Annotated in this window: 13 protein-coding genes and 1 pseudogene; 5 read left to right on the top strand and 9 right to left on the bottom strand. The window is 69.7% G+C overall.

What is annotated here, in order from left to right; genetic code table 11:
• Positions 1-54 precede the first annotated feature (54 nt).
• The gene (gene xylB / locus FJK98_RS11995) at positions 55-1452 is read left to right on the top strand and encodes a xylulokinase (RefSeq protein WP_145919096.1); all 1398 of its coding nucleotides are present in this window, start codon (positions 55-57) and stop codon (positions 1450-1452) included.
• A gap of 132 nt (positions 1453-1584) precedes the next feature.
• Here the strand turns inward: xylB and FJK98_RS11990 are convergent, their stop codons facing one another.
• The 5 genes and pseudogenes from FJK98_RS11990 to FJK98_RS11970 form a co-directional block, all read right to left on the bottom strand.
• Positions 1585-2796, bottom strand: a complete 1212-nt coding sequence (locus FJK98_RS11990) for a pectate lyase (protein ID WP_145919095.1) — start codon at positions 2794-2796, stop codon at positions 1585-1587.
• A gap of 446 nt (positions 2797-3242) precedes the next feature.
• Positions 3243-3428, bottom strand: a complete 186-nt coding sequence (locus FJK98_RS33955) for a hypothetical protein (RefSeq protein WP_240762765.1) — start codon at positions 3426-3428, stop codon at positions 3243-3245.
• Between the two features lie 144 nt (positions 3429-3572).
• Positions 3573-4472: pseudogene (locus tag FJK98_RS11980) on the bottom strand (ATP-binding cassette domain-containing protein); the annotation flags it as partial.
• Between the two features lie 124 nt (positions 4473-4596).
• A complete protein-coding gene (locus tag FJK98_RS11975) occupies positions 4597-5745 on the bottom strand; it encodes an IS3 family transposase (RefSeq protein WP_145919019.1) in 1149 nt (382 codons plus the stop codon).
• Between the two features lie 247 nt (positions 5746-5992).
• Positions 5993-6286, bottom strand: coding sequence for a hypothetical protein (locus FJK98_RS11970; RefSeq protein ID WP_145919094.1), 294 nt, complete (start codon positions 6284-6286; stop codon positions 5993-5995).
• A 403-nt stretch (positions 6287-6689) separates the two neighbouring features.
• Between FJK98_RS11970 and FJK98_RS11965 the strand changes: the two genes are divergently transcribed.
• Complete coding sequence (locus tag FJK98_RS11965; RefSeq protein WP_168222434.1) at positions 6690-10910, top strand: FG-GAP-like repeat-containing protein; 4221 nt, start codon at positions 6690-6692, stop codon at positions 10908-10910.
• A gap of 169 nt (positions 10911-11079) precedes the next feature.
• Here FJK98_RS11965 and FJK98_RS11960 read toward each other — a convergent pair whose 3' ends face one another.
• Complete coding sequence (locus FJK98_RS11960) at positions 11080-12048, bottom strand: hypothetical protein (RefSeq protein WP_145919092.1); 969 nt, start codon at positions 12046-12048, stop codon at positions 11080-11082.
• Positions 12049-12271: 223 nt separating this feature from the next.
• Between FJK98_RS11960 and FJK98_RS11955 the strand changes: the two genes are divergently transcribed.
• Positions 12272-15334, top strand: coding sequence for an AfsR/SARP family transcriptional regulator (locus tag FJK98_RS11955; RefSeq protein ID WP_168222433.1), 3063 nt, complete (start codon positions 12272-12274; stop codon positions 15332-15334).
• Positions 15335-15480: 146 nt separating this feature from the next.
• Here the strand turns inward: FJK98_RS11955 and FJK98_RS11945 are convergent, their stop codons facing one another.
• The 3 genes from FJK98_RS11945 to FJK98_RS11935 all read right to left on the bottom strand — a co-directional run bounded on the left by FJK98_RS11945 (position 15481) and on the right by FJK98_RS11935 (position 19893).
• Positions 15481-15945, bottom strand: coding sequence for a hypothetical protein (locus FJK98_RS11945; protein ID WP_205789421.1), 465 nt, complete (start codon positions 15943-15945; stop codon positions 15481-15483).
• Positions 15946-16183: 238 nt separating this feature from the next.
• Complete coding sequence (locus FJK98_RS11940; RefSeq protein ID WP_145919090.1) at positions 16184-17971, bottom strand: ABC transporter ATP-binding protein; 1788 nt, start codon at positions 17969-17971, stop codon at positions 16184-16186.
• Positions 17968-19893, bottom strand: a complete 1926-nt coding sequence (locus FJK98_RS11935; RefSeq protein ID WP_145919089.1) for an ABC transporter ATP-binding protein — start codon at positions 19891-19893, stop codon at positions 17968-17970. The genes FJK98_RS11940 and FJK98_RS11935 overlap by 4 nt, the downstream gene beginning before the upstream one ends.
• A 629-nt stretch (positions 19894-20522) precedes the next feature.
• On the opposite strand from FJK98_RS11935, the gene FJK98_RS11930 reads away from it, so the two are divergent.
• Both FJK98_RS11930 and FJK98_RS11925 read left to right on the top strand, forming a co-directional pair.
• The gene (locus FJK98_RS11930) at positions 20523-21932 is read left to right on the top strand and encodes a condensation domain-containing protein (protein WP_205789420.1); all 1410 of its coding nucleotides are present in this window, start codon (positions 20523-20525) and stop codon (positions 21930-21932) included.
• The gene (locus FJK98_RS11925) at positions 21929-22813 is read left to right on the top strand and encodes a diiron oxygenase (protein ID WP_145919087.1); all 885 of its coding nucleotides are present in this window, start codon (positions 21929-21931) and stop codon (positions 22811-22813) included. Before FJK98_RS11930 ends, FJK98_RS11925 begins: the two co-directional genes overlap by 4 nt.
• Positions 22814-22829 lie beyond the last annotated feature (16 nt).

The following is a 22829-nucleotide window of genomic DNA, read 5'->3' as shown; positions in this document are numbered from 1 at the left end:
TAATACGGTCGCCGGACGTAGGGTCGGGTCCCACCGAGCTACGGAGGCACCGCCATGCGTGGCGCGAGAACCCTCGTCGCCGGGGTCGATTCGTCGACCCAGTCGACCAAGGTCGTGGTCTGCGACGCCGAGACCGGCGAGGTGCTCCGCGAAGGCCGCGCCCCACACCCCGACGGCACCGAGGTCGATCCACGGTTGTGGTGGGCCGCATACCAGCAGGCCAGCGCCGGCCTGCTGGACGGTGTGGCCGCGATCGGCGTCGCCGGACAGCAGCAGGGCATGGTCTGCCTCGACGAGGCCGGCGAGGTGCTGCGCCCCGCCATCCTCTGGAACGACACCCGCTCGGCGCGCGCCGCCGTCGACCTGACCGCCGAGTTCGGCGGCCCGAAGGCGTGGGCCGACGCCGTCGGGCTGGTGCCGGTGGCCAGTTTCACCGTCACCAAGCTGCGCTGGTTCTCCCGCGCCGAGCCCGAACTCGCCGACCGCACCGCCACGGTGCTGCTGCCGCACGACTGGCTCACCCACCGGCTGCGCGCGGACGGCGGCGAGCCGACGACCGACCGGGGCGAGGCGTCCGGCACCGGCTACTGGTCACCGGCCGCCGGCGCGTACCGGCGGGACCTGGTGCGGCTGGCCTTCGGCCGGGACGTGGCACTCCCCCGGGTCGCCGGCCCGGCCGAGGTGGTCGGGGAGACCGCCTCCGGCGCGCTGCTCTCGGCCGGCACCGGTGACACGATGGGCGGGGCGCTCGGCGTCGGCCTGCGGCCGGGTGACGTGCTGGTCTCGCTGGGCACCTCGGGGTGCGTGTACGGGCTCAGTGACGGACCGACCGCCGACGCGAGCGGCCTGGTGGCCGGGTACGCCGACGCGACCGGCCGGTTCCTGCCGCTGGTGTGCACGCTCAACGCGGCCCGGGTGCTCGTCGCGGTCGCCGACCTGCTCGGTCGGTCACTGGCCGAGTTGGACGACCTGGCGCTCTCGGCACGACCCGGCGCGGGCGGGTTGACGCTGCTGCCGTACCTGGACGGGGAACGCACCCCCAATCTGCCCGACGCACGCGGTCTGCTCGCCGGCCTGACGCGGGCGAACGCGTCGGCGGCGAACCTGGCGCGGGCCGCGGTGGAGGGCATGCTCGGCGGCATCGCCGACGCCCTCCACGCGCTCCGCGCTCAGGACGTCCCGGTCGCCCGGGTGTTGCTGATCGGTGGCGCGGCCCGGTCCCGCGCGGTGCGGGCAATAGCGCCGGCGTTGTTCGGCGCACCGGTGAGCGTGCCGCGCCCCGCCGAGTACGTGGCGCTCGGCGCGGCGCGGCAGGCGGCCTGGGCGCTGTCCGGCGACGCCGAGCCGCCGCCGTGGCCGGTCGAGGCTGAGGAGATCACCGCCGCCGGCACCCCCGGGGTGTACGAACGCTACGTCGACGTCCGCCAGCAGGCACTCCCGCTGCTGACGTGACGCTGACAGCGTCCGGGGCCTCCTGTTTCCGTTCCTGCTGCTCGGTCGCGGACGTCGGAGGCGTTGCATCCCGCCCGATGCGACGCAGTGGGGCACCCGCCCGGCGGCGGGTGCCCCACTCGTCCGGGATGGCTACCGGAAGGTGACGTCGCTCCTGTTGACCTTGCAGTTGGCGTCGTTCCAGCCCTCACCGAGGTAGCTGGGTTCGCTACCCTTGGGCACACCCTTGTACTTGCCGCAGATGGTGGCCGAACCGATCACGACCACACGGGTGATCGTCGCGGTGTCGTTCCAGTTGCTGTTGATGCCGGCGAGCATGTCGATGTCGTCGACCAGGACGTTGTCGATGCGCACGTGGCGGGTGTACGAGGTGGTGCAGTTGCCGCAGCCGCGGTACAGCTTGCCGGACCCCTTCAGGTAGAAGCCGGAGATGTTGACCGTGCCGTTGCCGTTGTGCTGGAAGGTCTTGTCGCTGCCGCTGCGCGCGCCGCCACCGATGACGTACGAGGTGCCGCCGTTGGTCTGCTTGAAGGTGGCGGCGTCCTCACCGATGTCGTTCCACCACACGTTGCGCAGGGTGCAGGTGCCTTCGCAGTGCACGCCGTCACCGGCGGGCGAGCCGAGGATGACGTTCTGCAGCGTGCCGCCGTTGGCGATCTTGAACATCGGGTCCTGCGACTCGCTCTGCCCGCCGTCACCGATGCAGCAGTAGGTCTTCATCCCGCCGTCGAAGGTGCCGGAGACGTTGACCGTGCCGGAGATGCTGACCGAGCCGGTCGACGACGGCCACGCGCCGGTCGGCGTGCCCGGGTTGCTGGTCGGGCTGGACGTCGGACCGCTGGTGGGGCCGGAGGTCGGACCGGTGGTCGGGTTCGACCCGCCGCTGGAGTACGTCTCGAACTCGGCGATCCGCGGGGTGCCGGACGCGCTGGTGATGACGAAGGAGACCTTCTTCAGCGACGTCGAGGAGAAGTTGATGGTGCTCGGGGCGCTGCTGCCGCTGGCCAGGACGGCGCCCGTGTCGTAGTTCTTGAGCTGCCAGCCGCTGATCGAGCCGCCGCCCGAGGCCTGCACGATGACGGCCGAGGACACGGTGGTGGCGCTGTCCCACTTGACCGAGACCGTGCCGGTCGAGCCGCTCGGCGACCAGTAGGTGCTGGCGTTGCCGTCGATGACGTTGCCGTAGCTGGTGCCACTGGCCTTGCTGGAGCCGTCGGCGCCGGCGCCGAGGCTCAGGTTCGTGGCGGCCGAGGCGCTGGGAATCTGCAGCGCCAGGGCGACGACGGCACCTGCGACCACGGTGACACCGCCGGCCAGCCACCGCGAGGCGACTTTGCGTCTCATCTGATTTCACCCTTCGAGCATGAGCACTTGGGACGGGAAAGCGCTTTCCAACAACAATAGAGACTGGTCGATGGTGAGGCAAGGGTCACACCACCTTCGTCGGAGTTGTCCCGTAAGGACTGGCCGCCCGCCACGAAGCCGCCACCCACCTCGCCGACATCAATGACCGGCGGTGACCGACTTCGGGACAGGGCCCAGTCCGGTCGGGCGCCTCCGCGGATGCTCCCTACGTGCTCGGCCGTCGAAGGATCGCGGTTCGGCCAGGCTGGGCCGCCACGCCCGGCCCGGCCGATCCAGCCAACACGCCGGCTCCACCCCCCATGACCGTGTGGTCGGTTGTGCGGGCGCAGTGTGGGCGTCGTCGTGGGCAGGGCGTCTGCGGCGCGACGGTGGTGAGGCCGCTGGCGTGCGGGATGGCGGTGACCGTCTGGGCGAGGGTGCTGGTCTCATCGATGACGGTTTCCCCGGGGATGTCGAGCAGGTCGCGGTGGGTACCAGGTGCGCATCTCGTCGGGGGTGACGGGAATCGGCTCCTCACGGCCGAGGTGGCGGCGGACGGTCTCGTCGAAGGACACGTCCAGGTAGAACACCGCGGCCGGGCCGGGATGATCGTCGATGAGCTGGTGCAGCACGGCCGCGTAGCGTTCGGTGTGCAGCCTCGCGGGCGGTCGTGGTCTTCCCACTGCCGGAGTTCCCCCGAATGATCACCAGCGTTGGTGGCGAGGGCTTCGTGGGGTTCGGCTTCGTGGGGTTCGGCTTCGTCATGGCGTGCTCCGTCATGCCGTGACGGTTCGGCGGGGCACCGTCGCGGCGGACCCGGTGGTGTCGTAGCCGGCGGCTTGCAGGGTGAACAGCTCCGCGTACCGTCCGTCGGCGTCCATCAGGTGGCCATGGGTGGGTGATCAGGATGGTGATGGCGTGTCCCTGCCGGTCCCGGATGGCTCGGAAGAGGGCGTCCTCGGCGCGGGGGTCGAGGGCGGACGACGGCTCGTCCATGATCAGTACGTCGGCGTCGCGCAGGAACCCACGGGCGGCGGTGATGCGTTGCCACTGGCCGCCGGAGAGGTCCTGCCCGCCGGCGAAGGTGCGGTCGAGCAGTGTCTCGTACCCGTGGGAGAGTTCGGTGATCATGTCGTGGGCGACCGCGCGGGAGGCGGCGGCCTCGATGCGGGTCTGCTCGGCGTGGGTGGTGACGTCGCCGACGGCGATGTTCGTGGCGGCGGTGAACGGCCACTTGTGGTAGTCCTGCGTCATCACCCCGATCCGCGCCCGCAGCGCATCGGTGTCCCAGTCGCCGTCCGGTCGGCCGGTGTAGTGGATGGCGCCGCCGGTGGGGGTGCGCAGGGTAGCGAGCATGGCGGCGAGGGTGGACTTGCCAGAGCCGGTCGGTCCGGGCCTGGCGTATTTCGGTGTAGACGCGGTCGATCTGGAAGGTGACCACCGCGAGGGACCGTTGGGCGGACTGGACGGCGGTGACACGGGTCGCGGCGGCGGCGAGAGGGGATCTGCCCGTCGATGAGCAGCACACCGAGCAGGATGTAGACCACGGCGGTCGCCACGCCGCCGATCACCGCGCCGATGGTGGTGGTCGTGGTGACCCTGCGGGCAAGGGCGAGTTGGATGCCGGTCCCGACGGCCATGACCCGGTCGTACTGGTCGAGCAGGAACCCCCGCAGGCTCATCCGAGTCCTGCGGCTTTTCGACATCCCGGTAAGGTTCCCCCGGTTCGCCGGAGAATCCCGTGAAACCCGGGAATCAAAGTGATGTTCCCCGGGTTTCTCGGAGCCGTGTTGGTTGGCGTCAGGCGACGGATAGGGCGATCGGGTGGAGCCTCTCATACTCGTTCGGGGTGAGCATGCCCAGTGAGCTGTGGCGGCGTTGCCGGTTGTGGAAGATCTCTAGGTACTCGAAGATCGCATTGGCTAGTTCGATGCGGGTGCGCCAGCGGCGGCGGTTGAGCAGTTCGGTCTGCATTCGGCCCCAGAACGACTCGATCATGCCGTTGTCGTAGCAGTCGCCGATGGATCCCATCGACGGTGCCAGGCCGGCTTCCTGGACCCGGCGGGTGAAGGCCCATGAGGTGAACTGGACTCCGTGGTCCGAGTGGATCACGGTGCCGGTAGGTTGGCGGTTGCTGATGGCCATGCTCAGGGCGTTGGTCACCAGGGTGGCGGTCTGGGTGGCGTCGATGGACCAGCCGACGACTTTTCGGGAGAAGGTGTCCAGCACGACTGCGCAGTAGACCTTGCCCTCCCGGGTCGGGTGTTCGGTGATGTCGGTGACCCACAACTGGTTCGGCGACGATCGGGTGAAGTCGCGGTTGACCAAGTCCGCCGCGGTTGGGGTCTGGTGCTTGGGCCGCGGCCTCCGGCTACCGGGCAGCCCGCGGATGCCGGCGCGGCGCATCAGCATCTCGACCGCGTGATAGCCCACGACGAGTCCACGGCCCAGCCGTAGTTCGGCATGCACGCGGCGGGAACCGTAGGTTCCCCTGGAGGCCAGATGCACCGCACGGATCTGTTCGGTCAGCCACGCGTGCCGCAGCGCCCGCTGCGACGGTGGCCGGTTGCGCCAGGCGTAGTACCCGGAAGCCGAGACCTCGAGCACACGGCAGCAGACCTCGACAGGCAACCCCTCAGCGGCCATCCGGTGGATGACCGCGTACCGGCCTTTTGGGGGCACCACCTCCTTGAGCAGTTCGGTCGCACGGCGATGCACGGCCAACTCGGTCTCCAGCTCGGCGATACGCCGCCGAGCGGCGACCAGCTCCGCCTGGTCAGCGGAGCTCACGCCTGGCATCTGACCGGTGTCGATCAGCTCCTGGCGGCGCCAGTTGTAGATCGTCTGATCACTGATGTCCAAGTCACGGACCAGCTCCGCTACCGATCGGCCAGCCTTGAGTAGATCGAGGACCTTACGACGAAACTCGGGTGGGTATCTCCTCGGCACGTCTCTCCTCAACGAATGACGAGCCTGACGAGTCAACCAACCTGACTCCACCGAACCCGGGGAACATCAAAGCCTCCGAGCCACCGGGGGAACCTCACGCCCGAACAACCGATCGCCGTCCACCGCGCGCCTGGGGTGGCCGACGCTCCGGCCGCCTTTCCCGGTCAGCGCCACTAGCGTGTCCGACCTGTCTGGTGCGTGGGCATCCAACCGGCTGGCTCCAGAGGTTCCGCTCAGTCGCGTCCGCTCAGCAGGTGGTGTTGCCCAGCGGGACCCAGCCATCCAGCGACGGGTCCTCGGCGCCATGGCCGTAGACCCAGTTGTCGTTGTCCTCGCCCCAGCCCGCGTGCGCGCGGAACCCGCGACCGGCGGTCAGGGTACGCAGGACGTAGCCGTGCGGTGCGGCCCGCAGCCAGGTGTTCTGCGTCAAATTGCAGACGAAGCCGGGCGCATCGCTGGCATGGGCCGGTGCGGCCACCACGGCCGCGCCGGTGAGGCTGACAGCCACGATCGTCAGTACGGACAGAAGTCGGCGGTTCACCGGGGTCCCTTCGGAGTAGTTAGCGCTCCGTCCATTGTGGCCACAAGCCGCACCGGCCGGAATAGCAATGACGGTCCACGCTTAGCTCTCGGCCTCGCTTCATCAATTGAGGTTCGGGTTCATCGAACTCAAGTTCGTTGCGGCATAGCCTCGCCGGCTCCCGGCCAGCCCCGTCGACGGGATCGGCGGACGGCCCGGTCGCCGTGGTCCGTTCCAACCGCTGAGCCGAGCCTTGCGGGTCAGCTTGATCACGCGACGGGCGATACGCTCTCCGGCGGCAGGGAAACCGCGCCGGCCCCGCCGTCCGCCTTCCCCGCTGACGGCGCAGGAGCGCCGAGCGGGTGGCCGTCCGTGACCGGCCCGGCAGGCGGAGGCGTCCATGTCGTCGTCCCAGCATCCATCGGTGACGGCCCGAACCGGCCGGCCGCAACGGGCGTCCCGTCGCAGCCTGGCAGCCGGAGTGGTCGCCGCCCTGCTGGCCGGCCTCGCCGTGGCGATCGGCGGTGGGGCGCCGGCACACGCCGTCGACCCCAACGGCCTGTCGCCCTTCGTCAGCTACAACATGCAGGGCAGCGACAACGGCAACCGGTGGCGCCACCAGGTCGCCGACATGGCGGCCCGCTTCCCGGTGGTCATGATCCAGGAGGCCGGACCGAGCCTCCCCGTTCCCTTCAACGGGGAAGTCGAGGACATAGCGATCCGACGGCCGAGCGTGCCCCGCGGTGTCCAGTACGTACAGCACTCCCGGTGGGCCCCTGAGGGCTCCTCACGCGGCCCCCTCCACCACGTCTACTTCTTCCAGACCGACCCCCAGTGGATCGAGAGCACCAACGAGATGCTCTGGGAGGGTGGCCGGGTCAACCTCGTCACGGTCACCGACCAGCCCGCCGACGACGTGATCGTCGTCGAGAACCCCCTTTTCCGGGCGGACCCCGTTACGGGCGACCCGAACGCCTACCGCTACCGGCCGCTGCTGGGGCTCCGGTTCGGCAACGTCTGGTACTTCAACGTCCACGCGCGCGGCAAAGACGTGCAGGACCTGCTGGCCCGGGCGCGGGCCCGAATGGGGCCCGGGCAGTCTTTCGTGCTGGCCGGTGACTACAACGTCGACATCACCAACCGCACCACCGCGCAGGCGGAGGACGAGACCCTGCACCTCGAGCCGGACGAGCATCTCTTCCGCACCGGACAGTGGACCCACTACGACTCCCGCACGGGTAGCCGGAGCGAATACGACTACGCGGTCAGCAACGTTCCCGGCCTGCGTCTCGTCGCCTGGTCGCCCGACACACCGCGTTCGGACCACCGCCCGGTCTTCTACAACACGGTACGCACCCCGCCGGCACCGGTCCGGCCGATCCACGTCAACCCGGTGCTGATCCGTAGCGATCACGGTGAGTTCCTGGATCAGACCGCCAACGGCACCTTCGTCGCCTACCGGCGGCAGAACAACGAGAACCAGGTGTTCGAGCACCTGCTCGCCGAGGACTTCTGGAACGTCCTGCGCAACCGCCGCACGAAACAGTGCGTGGGCATGGCGAAGCCGCTGGAGGACCGGACGCTGAACCCGGTGCTGCCGGTGGACTGCGACGACCCGGGGGCCCGGTGGGCGATCGAGGACCCACCGGCGGAGGGCGGCCCGGCCATGTGGCGCAACGTCTCGTACCCGGACGCCTGCCTGAGCATGCCCGAGCTCGACGGCCAGCCGATGGTCACCGAGTACTGCGACCCGGACAAGAGGCCGCAGCGGATCTGGGAGGTCGCCGCCCGCATCCCCGAGAGCCAGTGGGAGACGACGGTCACCAACCAGACGATCCAGTCCGTCACCTCCGGCAGCTACCTCGACGTCTTCCGGGGACTGTCCGGGGACGACTCCCCCGTGATCACCTATCCGCCCCGGGACGTCAGCAACCAGCGCTGGCGGCTCGAGACCGTGGACCCGGCGGACAACCTCATCCGGCTACGGCCCGAGCACGCCACCGAGGACTGCCTCGACGTCTACCGCAGCGACGACGACGCGCAGCCCAAGCAGGCGGTGGTCTACCGCTGCGACGACCCGGGATCCACCAACGACGGTGAGGGGCACCGCTGGCGGGTGGAGTACGTCGCCGACTCGCAACCGGACGACCCGGACCTCCCGACCGAGGTGACGTTCCGCAACGAGGCCACCCACCTGTGCCTGGAGGCCTCGGACCGGGCCGAGGCCCCGGCTATCGCCGCCGTCTGCGACGACAGCCACTCCCAACGCTGGCGCATCGGTCCGCGGAGCCCGGCCCCGGGCCCGGGGCCGACGACCCCGCCGGACCGTGACCCGCTGCCGCGCCCCACCCGGCTGCCGCCACGCTCCGATCCCAGCACCGACCTGCGGTTGATGCCGCTGGGCGACTCCATCACCTACGGCGTCGGCGCGGCGGGGAACAACGGGTACCGGCGCGAGCTGTTCGACTCCCTGGAGTCGGTGACGACCTCGCTCGACTTCGTCGGCTCCATGCGCCAGGGCGACTTCGCCGACCCCGACCACGAGGGTCACCCCGGCTGGCGGATCGACCAGATCGACAAGCTGGCGACGAGCTGTTCGATCCCGTCCTACCGCCCGAACGTGGTGACCCTGCACATCGGCACCAACGACATGCGCAGCTCCGAGGGCGCCGAGGGTGCCCCGCAGCGCCTGCGCGGGCTGATCGAGGACGTGCTCGATCAGGCCCCGGAGACCACCGTGCTGGTGGCGACCCTGATCCTGTCCAAGGATCCGGCCGTCAACGCGCGGGTGCAGGACTACAACCGGCAGATCCCGGGGATCGTCGCGAACCTGCGCGCGCAGGGCAGGTACGTGCGGACGGTCGACATGTCCGCCGTCACCGCGGCCGACATGACCGACAACCTCCACCCGAACGCCGCCGGGTTCGGCAAGATGGCCGCCGCGTGGCGGGCGGCGATCGGCGACGCGCTGCGCGAGCGCTGGATCGCCCCGCCGGCCACCGTGTCCGGCACCGCGAAGGCGTGTGCCGCCGAGACGCCGTCGCCGGGCGACGGTGGCGACGACGGCTGGGACTGGGCCGGCGTGGTGGCCTCGGGCGTCGGGGCGAGCCGGGACCACGTCCGGCTGGCCGACCTGGACGGAGACGGCCGCGACGACTACCTCGTGGTCGACGCCGGAGGCCAGGTCTCGGGCTGGCTGAACGCTCCGGGACCGAACGGATGGGGCTGGAAGTACGCCGGCGTCGTCGCCTCGGGAGTGGGCGCGACCCGCGACCAGGTGCGCTTCGCCGACCTCAACGGCGACCACAAGGCCGACTACCTGGTGGTCGACGACGCCGGGCGGGTCAGCGCGTGGATCAACGACTACCAGCCCGGCACCGGTTCACGCTGGACCGGGGCGGGCGTCGTCGCCACCGGCGTCGGCGCCACCCGGGACCGGGTGCGGTTCGCCGACCTGGACGGCGACGGCCGCGACGACTACCTCGTGGTCGACGACCAGGGCACGGTCACGGCCTGGTTCAACAACCGGGGCGGCACGGGGTCGGCCTGGATCGGTCAGGGACAGGTCGCCGCCGCCGCCGGAGTCACCCGGGACGGGCTGGTGCTCAGGGACCTCAACGCCGACGGCCGCGACGACTACCTCGTCATCGACGACAACGGTCGGATCAAGGCCTGGCTCAACGATTTCGCCACCCGCGTAGGCGGATGGAAGTACCAGGGTGAGATCGCCTCCGGTGTCGGGGTGGCCCGGTCCGGGGTCGCCGTGGCCGAGATCAACGGGGACGGCCGGGCCGATTACCTGACGATCCGGGAGAACGGCGTGATCACCGCCTGGTTCAACGACCGGTTCAGCGGCGTCGACCGGTGGGCCTGGCAGGGAACGGTCGCTCCCGGTGCCGGCGTGCCCGGGGCCCAGGTACGGTTCGCCGACCTGGACGGGGACGCCCGCGAGGACTACCTGGTGGTGAACGAGACCGGCCGGATCGCGGCGTGGCTGAACGCCGGCCGGGACGGCGACCAGAACTGGGGCTGGGTCTACCAGGGCATCGCGGCACCCGGGGTGGGGTCGACCGGTGACCGGGTACGGCTGGCCGACATCGACGGTGACGGCCGCGTCGACTACCTGGTGGTGGACGACTCCAGCCGGGTCCGGGCCTGGCTCAACGGCGGGAAGGACGGCAACGGCCGGTGGGTCTGGAACTCCGTGGGCGAGATCGCGGCCGGGGTGGGCGTCGCCGGTTCGCAGGTGCGCTTCGCCGACGTGGACGGTGACCGCAAGGCCGACTACCTGGTGGTCGATGCCGCGGGCCGGGTGCGGGCCTGGCACAACAACCGCGGCGGCTCCGGGGCGCCCTGGGGGGATCTGGGCCTGATCGCCACCGGGGTGGGGGCCACGGACGCCGAGGTCCGCTTCGCCGACGTCAACGGCGACCGCCGCGCCGACTACCTGGCCGTCGACGAGGCGGGCCGGCTGCGGGCCTGGCTGAACGATCCCGCCGGCGGGTGGACCCTCGCGGGGGAGATCGCCACCGGCATCGGTGCCTCCGGTGACCAGGTCCGCCTGGCCGACCTGAACGGCGACCGTCGGGCCGACTACCTGATCGTCGGTGCCGACAGCGCGGTCCGGGCCTGGCTACGCCGCTAGGTCGGGCGGGGCAGCCGCCGCCGACCAGGTTCGTGCGGTGGCGGGCCTGGGTCGGTGCCCGGCGAAGCAGTCCGCGCGGAGCCCGGGCACGAGTGGCGGCGACAAGGGGGCGCGGCCACCGCGCGACGACGGTGGTCGTCGCGCGATGACCGCGGGGACGGGTGCGGGATCAGGCCGCGATGGTTTGCAGGTAGGCGAGCCCGCCACACGAGAGCGTGCTGAGGTTCTTGAACCACATCGCGAGCTGACGCTGCGAGGAGCCGTCACTGTTGATGCGCTGGATGTAGACCACGCGCGTGACCTCGAACTGGCAGTAGGTGGGGGCGCTGCCCTGGGGCGACGGGCCGATCACGTAGGCCGAGGTGACGGGATTCGCGTTGTTCCAGGTCGTGGACCAGGTGCCACCGCCGCCCACGGTTCCGATGGTGAACTGCGACCCGATGGTGGTGGAGCCGAGCCGGACGTCGGCCTGGCAGGTGATGGTCCCGACGTTCTTGACCTCCACCCAGATCTGCCGGAGCGAGCTGCCCGGCTGCACGGTCCAGATGCGTGTCACCTGGAACTGGCAGGCCGCCGAGCTCGTGGCGCCGTTCGGGTTGAGACCGGCCACCCAGATGGTGTTCCAGGGGACGTTCCAGAGGTACGTCTGGGTGCCACCCGGGTTGACGCCCCCGGTCGAGACCAGGGACGTGCTGGTCACCGCCGCCAGTTGTACCGTCGCACCACAGGCGATCGAACCGACGTTCTTGAGGGTGAACTGGAACTGCCGCTCCCCGGTGGACAGCTGGACATACCGGCTGCTGATCGTCTCGAACTGGCAGGTGGCCGAGGTGGTGGCGCCGGCCGGGTTGTAGCCGACCACGTAGGCGGCGTCGGCCGGGGCGTTGGTCCAGGTCCAGCCCTGGGTGCCGCCGGCCGCGACGGTGCCGGTGAACCACGCCGCGGCGGTGCCGATCCCGCCCTTCGCGGCGGGGCCCAGTCCGTTCGACGCCGCTGCGGCGGCCCGTGCGTCGCGCAGTGACGACTGCGATGGCTGCGACGGCTGCCGCGACGCGCCGGCCTGCGCGACCCCTGACGATGCGACGACCATGCTGAGCGCCGTCATCGCGAGGAGAACCGCGCGGATTCTTCGTCCCATTGAAGCTCCTTTATCTCGGATTCCGGGCCGTCCGCCCGGCTCCATCAGGCTGCGCGGCCCCGCTTGCCATCGGCTAGCCATCCGATAGCCGCCCTGGCGGCGACACATAGAATCATGTTCGATACATCGATGTGGGGGCTGGATGACATGGCGCTTGCTCGGCCCGGTTGAGGCCGTGGTGCGGGGCGAGCGAGTGCCGCTGGGGCGACCACAGCAACGCGCGGTGCTGGCGTTTCTGTTGCTCAACGCCAACGTGGTGGTGTCGGCGGAACAGTTGGCCGAGGCGCTGTGGGGCGGAGCTCTGCCCACCCGCGCACGGGCACAGGTCCAGGTCTGCGTCTCCCGGTTACGACAACTGACCCGCGCGGCCGGTATACCCGAAACAATCTATTCGGACTCCGGGGGATACCGACTTGAGCTGGCCGGCGACGACCTGGATGTGGCGGTGTTCTCCGGGCTGACCGAAACGGCGCGTCGGTACGCCGACTCCGGCCGGCACGAGCGGGCCACCACCCTGTTGCGGCAGGCGTTGGCGTTGTGGCGTGGCCCGGCGCTCGCGGGCGCGTCCGCCGCGTTCGTACCGGCAGCCGCCGCCAGCCTGCACGACAAGCGACTCGCCGCCTCCGAGGACCTGTTCGACGCCGAGTTCGCGCTCGGTCGGCACGCCGCCGCGGTGGCGCCGTTGCGCGAGCTGGTCACCGCGAACCCGTGGCACGAGGGTCTCGCGGTGCGGCTGATGGCGGCGCTGGCCGGGTCGGGGCACCAGGCCGAGGCGCTGCGGGTGTTCGAGCGGATCCGCCGCCTGCTCGCCGATGAGTTGGGCATCGAGCCGGGACCGCGGCTCGCGGAGGCCCACGTGCGGGTGTTGCGGCAACAGTTTCCGCCGGGCAGGCCCGCGCCAGCGACCCGGGAGACCGGACCTGGTCTGCGCCCCGCCCAACTGCCCGCCGGCCTGGCCACCTTCACCGGCCGTGGCAACGCACTCGCCGCGATGGACACGATGCTGAGCCAGGCCCAAGAAAGCGGCGCCCTGACGGTCGTCGCGATCATCGGGACGGCCGGGGTGGGCAAGACGGCGCTGGCGATCCGGTGGGCGCACCGGGTACGGCCCCTCTTCGACGACGGGCAGCTGTTCCTGGACCTGCGCGGCTACTCCCCCGGAGCGGCGGTAGCGCCGCTGGACGCGTTGTCGCGCTGCCTCCGCGCACTCGGTGTGCCGCCCACCCAGGTGCCGGACGACGTCGACGAGGCGACGGATCTCTACCGCAGCGTACTCGCCGACCGGCGGGTGCTGATCCTGCTCGACAACGCCCGCGACACCGGGCACGTCCGGCCGCTGTTGCCCGGCGGCGCCGGCTGCCTGGTGATCGTGACCAGCCGTGACCGCCTCGGCGGGCTGGCCGCCCGGCACGACGCGCAGCGGCTGTCGTTGGACGTGTTCGCGCCGCAGGAGGCCACCGAACTGTTGACCCGCGTCATCGGCGCGGAACGGGTCGCCGGGCAGCGGGACGCTCTCACGGAACTGGCCCGTGACTGCGCACACCTGCCGCTGGCCCTGCGCATCGCCGCAGCAGACCTGCACGGCCGACCACAGGAGATGGTCAGCGGGTACCTGGCGCGGCTCCGCGCGGGCGACCCGCTGACCATGCTGACCGTCCGTGACGACGAACAGACGGCGGTGCGTTCGGCGTTCGCCGCCTCCTACCAGACGCTGCCACCGCGACTCCAGCAGCTCTTCCGGCTGTTCGGCCTGGTGCCCGGCTGCGACGTGACAGCGGAGTCGGCCGCCGCGATGCTGCGGTGCGGAGCCGACGAGGCGGCGGACATGCTCTCCCGTATCGCCGACGCGCACCTGGCACAGGAGCGGACGCCGGGTCATTTCGGCACCCACGACCTGCTCGGCCGGTACGTGACCGAACTGGCGGAGATCGAGGACAACCGGGAAAGACTGGGCGACCTGCTGTCGTGGTACCTCTTCAGCGTGTACGCCGCAGCCGACCGGCTGTATCCCCAGGTGTTACGCGTGCCCACGCAGCTTCCCGCGCCCGCCGGTGCACCGATGCGATTCGCCGCCCACGTCGACGCTCTCGCCTGGCTCGACGCGCACCGGCACAACCTCGTCGCCGTGACCCGCCACGCGGCACACCAGGGACTGCACACCGTCGCCTGGTCGCTGGCGGACGCGCTACGCGGATACCTGTGGCTGGGAATGCACACCACGCAATGGTCCGAGGTCGCGGGGATCGGTCTTTCCGCGGCCCGGGCCGACCGGCACGAGCAGGCCGAGGCGGCGGCCCGGCTGAGTCTCGCCGCCCTGCACTGGCGGCTGGAACGGTTCCCCGAGGCGATCGACGAGTACCGGCTGGCGTTGCACTGCGCGAACCGTTCGGGATGGCACGACGGCGAGGCAGCCGCGCTGGGCAACCTGGGCCCCGTCTTCCGGATGACCGGCCAGCCGGCTGAGGCCCTGCGGGTCATGGAGCAGGCACTGGAGTTCAACCGGCGCAACGGTCGGACCGCAGGCGTCGCCGTCAACCACAACAATCTCGGGCTGGTCTGCGCCGACCTCGGACGACTCCGCGAAGCCGCAGACCATCACCACGCGGCGCTCACCCTGGCACACCAGGGCGGGGCAACCTCCAGCCGGGCCCTCATCCTGAGCAACCTGGGCGTCGTCCACCACCTTCTCGGCCGCTCCGACGACGCACTACAGACGCTGACCGAGGCACTGGAACTCCACGAGCAGACGGGCAGCCGCGGCCGGGCCACCACCCTGTGCGCGCTGGCCCGGGTCCACTGCGATCGTGGTGACCAGCCGCAGGCCGCCAGCCTCGCCCGGCAGGCGCTCGACATGGCGCGCTCGCCGGCCGAGCCCCGGGTCGAAGCGCTCGCCCTCCACATCCTGGGCATCGTCGAGGGGAAACCCGGCACCCTGTTGGATGCCCTGAGAACGGCACGCACCACCGCGGACCGGTACATCGAGGCCGACATCACCGTCAGCCTCGCCGAAGTCGACGAGCCTGCGGCACCCTCCTGGTGCCATGCGGCGCTGTCCATCACGCGGCAGTGCGGCTATCTGCTGCTCGAAGGCCGGGCGCTCGCCGCCCGCGCCGCAGCCGAGTACCGGGCTGGTGACATGGCCGCCGCCTGGCGCAGCGCACGGCTGGCGGCACAGTCACACGCCCGGACCGGCCACCAGCCGGGCACGGAGCGCGTCGAGAAGCTGCTCGCCCTTCTCGCGTCGGAGTCCCCGCCGGGCGCCACGCGCGGGCCCGGCCACCGGTGAGACGAGTCAGCAGTGCCGGGTGCGGACGGGCGACCACCGAGCCGGGTCGGTGCGGGTGGTCAGCGGTTGTCGTCCGGTCCCAGCGCGCCGCGCCGCCAGGTGTACCACCCGCAGGGCCGCACCCCACACACCGCCGACCACGAGCATCAACAGCCCGCCCCCGACCAGGAGGGGCCGTCCGGGGATCCCGGGAGGCAGCCGGCCCCATGCCACCAGCTCGGTGAGGACGATCCCCCGTGGTCCGCCGCGTCGGCGAAGGTCTCACCGAAGTACTCGCGGACCGCCCGCCGGAACCCGGCGTCGCGCACCATGTCGGCCAGCTCGATCCACGCGTCGAGCTGCTCACCGGTGGGGTCCGCCGGCAGCCGGGGCCGCCACGGGCGCAGGTGGTCGACGGACTCCCCCACGTCGAGGCCTTCGGTGACCTCGGCCCAGAACTCCGCCACGAGTTGCTCACGGTCGTCGTCGGACATCGACGCCAGTCGGTGCACGAGACCCACCTGCCCGGCGTTGCTGTCCTGCCGCACCACCGCCCGCAGCACGGCACGCCGGGTACGCGACTGCCCCATCTGCCGCTCGACGAGCGCCAGATGAGCGGTGGCGACCACCACCCTGACGTCTCAAGCCGCTGGAGAGTCAACGGCGGATCCGACCGACCAGCGGCCTCGACGACGGCCTGCCGCGTCGACCGTGACGTCTCACGGCCCCTGTCGGCCAGCCGCCGCAGGTCGTCGACGTTCTCGCGGTCCCATGATCGCTCGTACGTCGGCTTGTGTCGGACCGGACCAACCGCGATGAAGGACCGTCACCTCCGATCCCCGCGCGAACGACCACCCGGAAGGACCGAGGTCAGGCGTAGGCACGGGCTTGAAGGTGGTACAGCTCCGCGTAGAGGCCACCACTCGCGACGAGGTCCGCATGGGTGCCGACCTCCGAGACGCTGCCCTGTTCCAGGACCACGATCAGGTCGGCCATCCGCACGGTGGAGAAGCGGTGCGAAACCAGTACGGTGATCGCGCCGGTGTCCGCACGGGCTTCCGTGACGAGGTCGGCGAAGCGCTCGAAGAGCGCTTGCTCGGCGGTCGCGTCCAGGGCGGAGGCGGGTTCGTCCAGGGCGACGAGAAGCGGGCCTCGGCGCAGCAGCGTGCGGGCCAGCCCGAGCTTCTGCCACTGGCCGCCTGAGAGTTCGGTGCCGTCGCCGTACCCCCGGCCGAGCAGGCCGTCCAGACCGTCGGGGACCAGGGCCCGGACGGGGGCCGCCTCGGCCCTGTCGATCGCCTGGTGCAGGGCCTGGTCGTCGTCGATTCGGTCGAGGTCGCCGATGCCGGTGTTGTCCCGCAGCCGCAGCTCCAGCCGGGCGAAGTCCTGGAAGAGGATCGACACCCGGCGCTGCCACCCGGCGGGGGCGGCGGACGCGAGGTCGACGTCATCCACCAGAATCCTCCCCGAGGTCGGCCGGTACAGCCCGCACAGCAGTTTGACCAGGGTGCTCTTACCCGCCCCGTTCTCGCCCACCACGGCAAGCGCGGTGCCTGCCGGGATGTCGAGGGTGACGTCGTCGAGGACCTTCCGGTCGCTGTTCGGGTAGTGGAAGCTGACATGGTCGAGACGGATGCGGCGAGTGAGGACGGCGGGCAGTTTCCCCGACCCGGGTCCGGCAGATTCGGGCGACGCGGCGGCGACAGTGCGGAGTGTCCGGATCCGCTCCATCGTGCAACCCGCCGCCTGGACAATCGTCAGCAGGCCGAGTCCATTGGACACCTGGAAGGAAATCTGGGCGGCCAGAGCGATCACCAGAATCACGTCGCCCAGCCCCGAGCCGCCCTGCAACGCCTGCCGAACCACCAGATAGATCGCACCGCCGTAGGCGACGGCGAAGGTGAGCTGCCCCGCCGCACGCAGCAGGGCGGCTCCGGTCTGGGCCCTGCGTAGCGCGGTAGTGGTGGTGGCCCAGTCGCGCTGGTGGCGTTCGATCAGCATGGCCTCGGCACCCGACAGGCGGATCTCCTTGACCGACGCGAGCATGGTGGTGGTCTCCAGCAGGTGCCGGCCGAGACGCGTCAGCGCGGCGGTGTCCTCCTTCGCACGATCCACCAGACGCTGAGCCCGGTTGCCTGCCAGGACGGGGATTGCTCCGGCGAGGGGAAGAAGAAGCAGCCACGCGTTGAGCGAGCCGAGCAGGACCGCGGTCAGGCCCAATTGCAGGACCAACCCCCCGAGCTGCAGAACGGCCTCCAGGGAGGCGCGGGTGCGTGGAAGTTCCTCGCGGACCAACGCGAGGGTGTCGGCGTAGGCCGGAGTGTCCAGTTGTTCGAGGTTGCCGACACCGTGGGCGAGCGTGATCAGCTCGTTCTGGAGTTCGACCTCGCTGAGGTCGCCCAGTTCGAAGTAGGACAGGTGGGCGAAGTGATTCATCATCAGCTCGAAGACCAGCAGTGCTGCCGTTGTCAGCGCCAGCCGAGCGGCGGTGCCCGAGTCATGATTGACCGCTGCGGTGGTGAGCGACTTGAGGCATAGCGCGATCAACGGGGTGGACAGGAATCCTGCGGCCAGCATCGCTGAGGCACGCGCGAGACGCCCTGGATCACAGCGGAAGGCGAGCCACAGAAGGTGTCGGACCGCAAGGATCGTGGTCATCGGGCCGCTCCATCGATCCTCGGCAGGAGGCGTTCAGTCGTCGACGGGTCGGCGGCTTCGTCCGCCGTGAAGCGTTCCGCCTGAATCCTGAAGAGCTCGGCATAGCTTCCGTTGAGTTCCATCAACTGTTCGTGCGTGCCGGATTCGGCCACCCTGCCGTCGGCGAGCACGACGATGCGGTCGGCTCGGCGCACGCTGGAGAAGCGGTGCGAGACGATGACGCTGGTCACGCCCTTGGTCATGTCCAGAAAACGCTCGAAGAACGCGGCTTCCGCACGGACGTCGAGTTGGGCGGTGGGCTCATCGAGCACCAGGAGGGACGCCCCGCACTCCAGTGCCAGCAAGGCTCTGGCCAGAGCGATCCGCTGCCACTGGCCGCCTGACAGGTCGGTGCCACCCTCGTACTCGGCGCTGAGGACCGTGTCCACGCCGTGCGGGAGGCCGTCGATGATCTCCTGTGCGCCCGCGCGCCGGGCCGCAGTGTGGAGCGCGTCGCGGTCACCGAGGAGGTCCGGTCGGCCCAGCCAGATGTTCTCGGCCGCGGTGAGGTGTAAGCGGGTGAAGTCCTGGAAGATCACGGCGATGCGCCGGTGCCAGGCCGACGGCGAGATCCCGGCGATGTCGGTCCCGCCAGCGGTGATCCGACCACTGGTGGGTTCGTGCAATTTGGTCAGGAGCTTCACCAGCGTCGTTTTCCCTGCGCCGTTGAGGCCGACGATCGCCGTCGAAGTCCCCGGTGCGAGTTCGAGGTCGAGCCCGTCGAGCACGGCGGGAGCACCGTCGTGGTAGCGGAAACCGACGCCCTCGAAGCGCACGGCCTCGACCGGATCAGGTACGTGACCGGGGTCGTACTGCCGATCGTGGCCGCCCCCATCCGCAGCGACCTGCTCCAGGCGGGTCAGTGCGTCGTGGGCGGCCAACCCGTAGAGCGTCTGCATGTCACTCTCGGGGAAGAAGACGCCGAAGCGCATGGGAATCAGCACGGCCTGAAGGGCAACAGACAGTTGGAGCAGCGTCAGCGAACCGTTCGTGCCGTCCTCGGCCAGGGCCGACAGCGCCGCGCCGCCGCCGAGCAGGCCGAACCCTGCCAGCGCGACGAAAGGCCAGAACAGCAGCCTGCGGCGGGTCGCCCACAGCGGCTCCAGGTAGCCGCGTGCCTCTTTGCCATGGCGTTGCCGGAGCCAGGGGACCAGGCCGAGCACCCGTGCCTCTTTGGCCAGCCCGGTTCCGGTCGCCGTGCGCCGCAGGTAGGACAGTCTCCGCCGCGGACCGGCCAGGGTCGCCCGTACCGCGCCGAAGCGGCTCAGCGAGCCGCGTTGGCCGAACCTGATCACGATCGCCGTTACGGCCACCAGCACACCGGTGCCAGGTCCCAATACCACGGACACCATGACCGCAGCCCCGACAAGTTGGGTGTAGCGGGCGATCAGAGCCAGGGTTCCGGCAGCGGCATCGCCCGGGGTGGGGACCACCCGCTCGAAGCCGTTACGGGCGTCCGAGAGCACATCGAGCACCTCCTGCCGCTCCAGGTCCGCGGCCGGGAGATCACGCAGCGCACACGCCATCAGTCGGACGATGCACGCGCCGTCGACCTGACGGATCACCAGTTCAGCCAGCACCGACTGGAACGGGACAAGAGTCTGTTGCAGCACGAAAGCGGCAACGGCCAGCATCAACGCGAGACCGATCCGACCTATGCCACCATGGTCACCGAAACCTGACATGGCATCAGGGATTCTCGATATCAGGGTACTTGTCGCGAGGATGAAGGCGATCGGGAGCAGGCCGACCGCAAGGTGGAGCCCACCCGCGCCGGCGATCAGTCCCGGGTGTGCGTAGCGCAGCAGCCGCACAGTGGCGAGCCATCGAACGGCGCGTCGTCGAAGCGGTCCGGCGCCCGGGTCGGGCGTCGTGGAAGGCATCAGGAACTCCCCCGAGTACGTCAGGGCACGCAGGACGAGCAAACGGCACAGGTGAAAGGGCATCTCGCCGGGATCCGATTGCGATCGGAGGAGGGAAACAGCGGACTCCCGCGAACCCGGGAACGCCACTGTAGCCGGGGAAGCTCGCGGTCCAGAGTCTGGCTCAGACCTCGTGTGACGTCAAGAATTTCATTGATGGTCATCTAGCGGTTCTGTACAACGGATTGGATCTCTGATCCGTCACACGGATCGGTCTAGACAGACCTGCATCGATGTGGTTACCGTTGCACTCCGTGTTCGTCCGGCTCCGAATGTCCAGTCCGGGCCGCTTCGCACCCTTCGCGTTATCGGAGGTGGTGCGCCGCGATACCGGGCTTGTTCGCCGACGTTTCCGCCCTACCCGGAGACAGTTCGTGCGCGAGCCCAGGGCCGTTCCGAGCCCAGCCTCAGTGTCGAGGCACCCCGCTCCCTTACCAACGCTTTCTCGTCAGCGCCTGACCGGTATGCCAGATTCTCCGCGATTTCCGTGCGGCGCTGACCACCGGCCGTCGCCGCAACATCGCTCTTCCGTCATCTTGGCACCTCCACCCGCGTCGCCCCGGGCGATGCCCGACCTGAGGAATCTGGCAATGCAGCACCCTGGTGCCCATTCGTTGACGTTCCGAGGAAAACGATCCGAAACCGCCCCTATGACGTGGGGTCAACGCGCCATCTGGAAGGCCATTCGTTGGCTCGGTGACGATGCCCACTACTTCAACATCCGCCGTATCGCGAAGATCCCGGCCGGTATCTCCACCGAACAGGTCGAGACGGCGCTCAGCGCATTCGTCTCGCGGCACGAAGTGCTGCGTACCCGATTTCACGAAGAGGGCGACGGGCCCGTCCAGGAGGTCTGGGCAGAGGGCGCGCTGTCCCTCACGGTGGCGGATGCAGCATCCGGCGCCGCCGATGACGTTGCCGTCGAGCTGGCACGAGAGTTGGTGGGCCTGACCTTTCGCCACGCCGAGGAATGGCCCTTCCGCTGCGCGCTCGTCCTACAGGACGGACGTCCAGCCGTCGCCGTCTTGGTGTTCTCGCACCTGGCTGTCGATTTCTGGGGCGTACGCGAGCTGGAGCGCGATCTGCAGCAACTGCTCGACGGCAGCGGGCCCCCGGAACCACAGTGGCAGCCGCTCGACCAGGCACGCTTTGAGACGGAGGGTCCTGGTGCCGCCCGCGGTGCGGCCGCGGCGGAGTACTGGCGTCGAACGCTGCACACCGTGCCGCCGACGCTGTTTCGTACGGTCACCGGCGAGGGCAGACCCGAGCGCTTCGTCCGGCTGGGGATGAACTCCCCCGCCGTCGCGGTCGCCACGACCGTGCTTGCCGAACGCTGCCAGGTCAGCACCGGCACCGTGCTGCTGGCCGCCACGGCGGCCGTACTCGGTGCCTACACCGGGCACGACACCGTGGCGCTGCAGCTCATCGCGGTCAACCGGCATGACGAGCGCAGCCGTCGGCTCGTGGCCCCCATGGTGGAGAACGCGCTGTTCGCATTGAACGTCGACGACGACACCTTTGAACAGACGGTGCGCCGGACCTTTCTGACCGGAATGAACGCCTACCGTCATGCCCAGTACGACCCGTCGGCCGTGGACGAGATTCTCGACGAGGCGCGCAAACGCAGCCACGGCGCACTCAACCTCGGTTGCTTCTTCAACGACAAACGTATGCACGACCGTTGGGAGAACCTACCGCACACCGATGCGGGCCCGGACGGACTGCGTGCGCTCCTCTGCCGCACCACGGTCACCTTCGTGGGTTCGTGGGAGCGCCAGGACGCCACCTTCTTCCTGCACACCGGATACGCGCCCGACACCTGCCTGCTCTATCTGATGGCCGACACCGAACTGATACCGCGCCACGACATCGACCTCCTGCTGCGCGCCTTCGAGATTCTCCTGATCGACAGCGCCACAGGCACTCTCGACCTGGCGGGCTTCCGCTCGACGCGTGCGACAACCAGTACCGAGAAGAAGCTTGGAGAGATCGCCGGATGACCACTAACGCCACCATCTGGGACGACGAGGTCGCCATCGCCGTCACTCGGCTCACCGCAGCGGCCGAGGACGAGTACTACAACCCCTACCAGACTTTCGAGTGGCCCGAGAGCATCCCTGAGGGCGCGCTGTGGATGAGCGAGGATCTGGTGACGGTGTACGGCACCGCAGCCGCCGCCGAGTTGGACCGCGAGCAGTATCTCGCCCTGTCGAAGTGGGAGAGCATCAACTTCTACAGCCTCAACGTGCATGGGATCCGCGAGCTGATGCAGGAGGTGGTACAGCGGATCCACACCCCCGGTTTCGAGATCCCCACCCCGTTCTTCCATCACTTCCTGGGCGAGGAAAACGAGCACATGTGGTTCTTCGCCGAGTTCTGCCTACGCTACGGCGGAAAGCTGTTCACCAACCGGTCCATGGCTTTCCCCCAGGAGCAGCACTCCGCTCTGCTGGACAACTTCATCGTGTTCAGCCGGATCCTGATCTTCGAACAGATCGTCGATCACTTCAACAGCAGGATGGCTGCCGACGCCGCCCTCCCGGAGACCATTCGCGCCATCAACCGGGTGCACCACCAGGACGAGTCCCGGCACATCGCCTTCGGTGCTCAACTGGTACGTGCCTTGTGGGTGCGACTGCGTGCGGACGGCGACAACAAGGAGATCGCCGTGGCCCGTCAGTACGTGGAGAGGTACATCGCGAGTTCGCTACAACAGCTCTACAGCGTGGACGCCTACCGCAACGCGGGAATTCCCAATCCGTTCGCCTTCCGCAGCCGTGTCCTCGCCGACCCTTCCCGCAGCGCCGCCCACGACGCAGTCACGGCCCGTACCGACGCGTTCTACCGTCGGATCGGCCTGTTCGACCAGGCCGCAGCCTGAGCGACTCCGCCGCTCC

Origin of the sequence: Micromonospora sp. HM134 (assembly GCF_007833915.1) — a bacterium.
GTDB classification, from domain to species: Bacteria; Actinomycetota; Actinomycetes; order Mycobacteriales; family Micromonosporaceae; genus Micromonospora; species Micromonospora wenchangensis.
The sequence above is the reverse complement of the archived record's forward strand: the minus strand, read 5'-3'. Positions and strand labels throughout refer to the sequence as shown.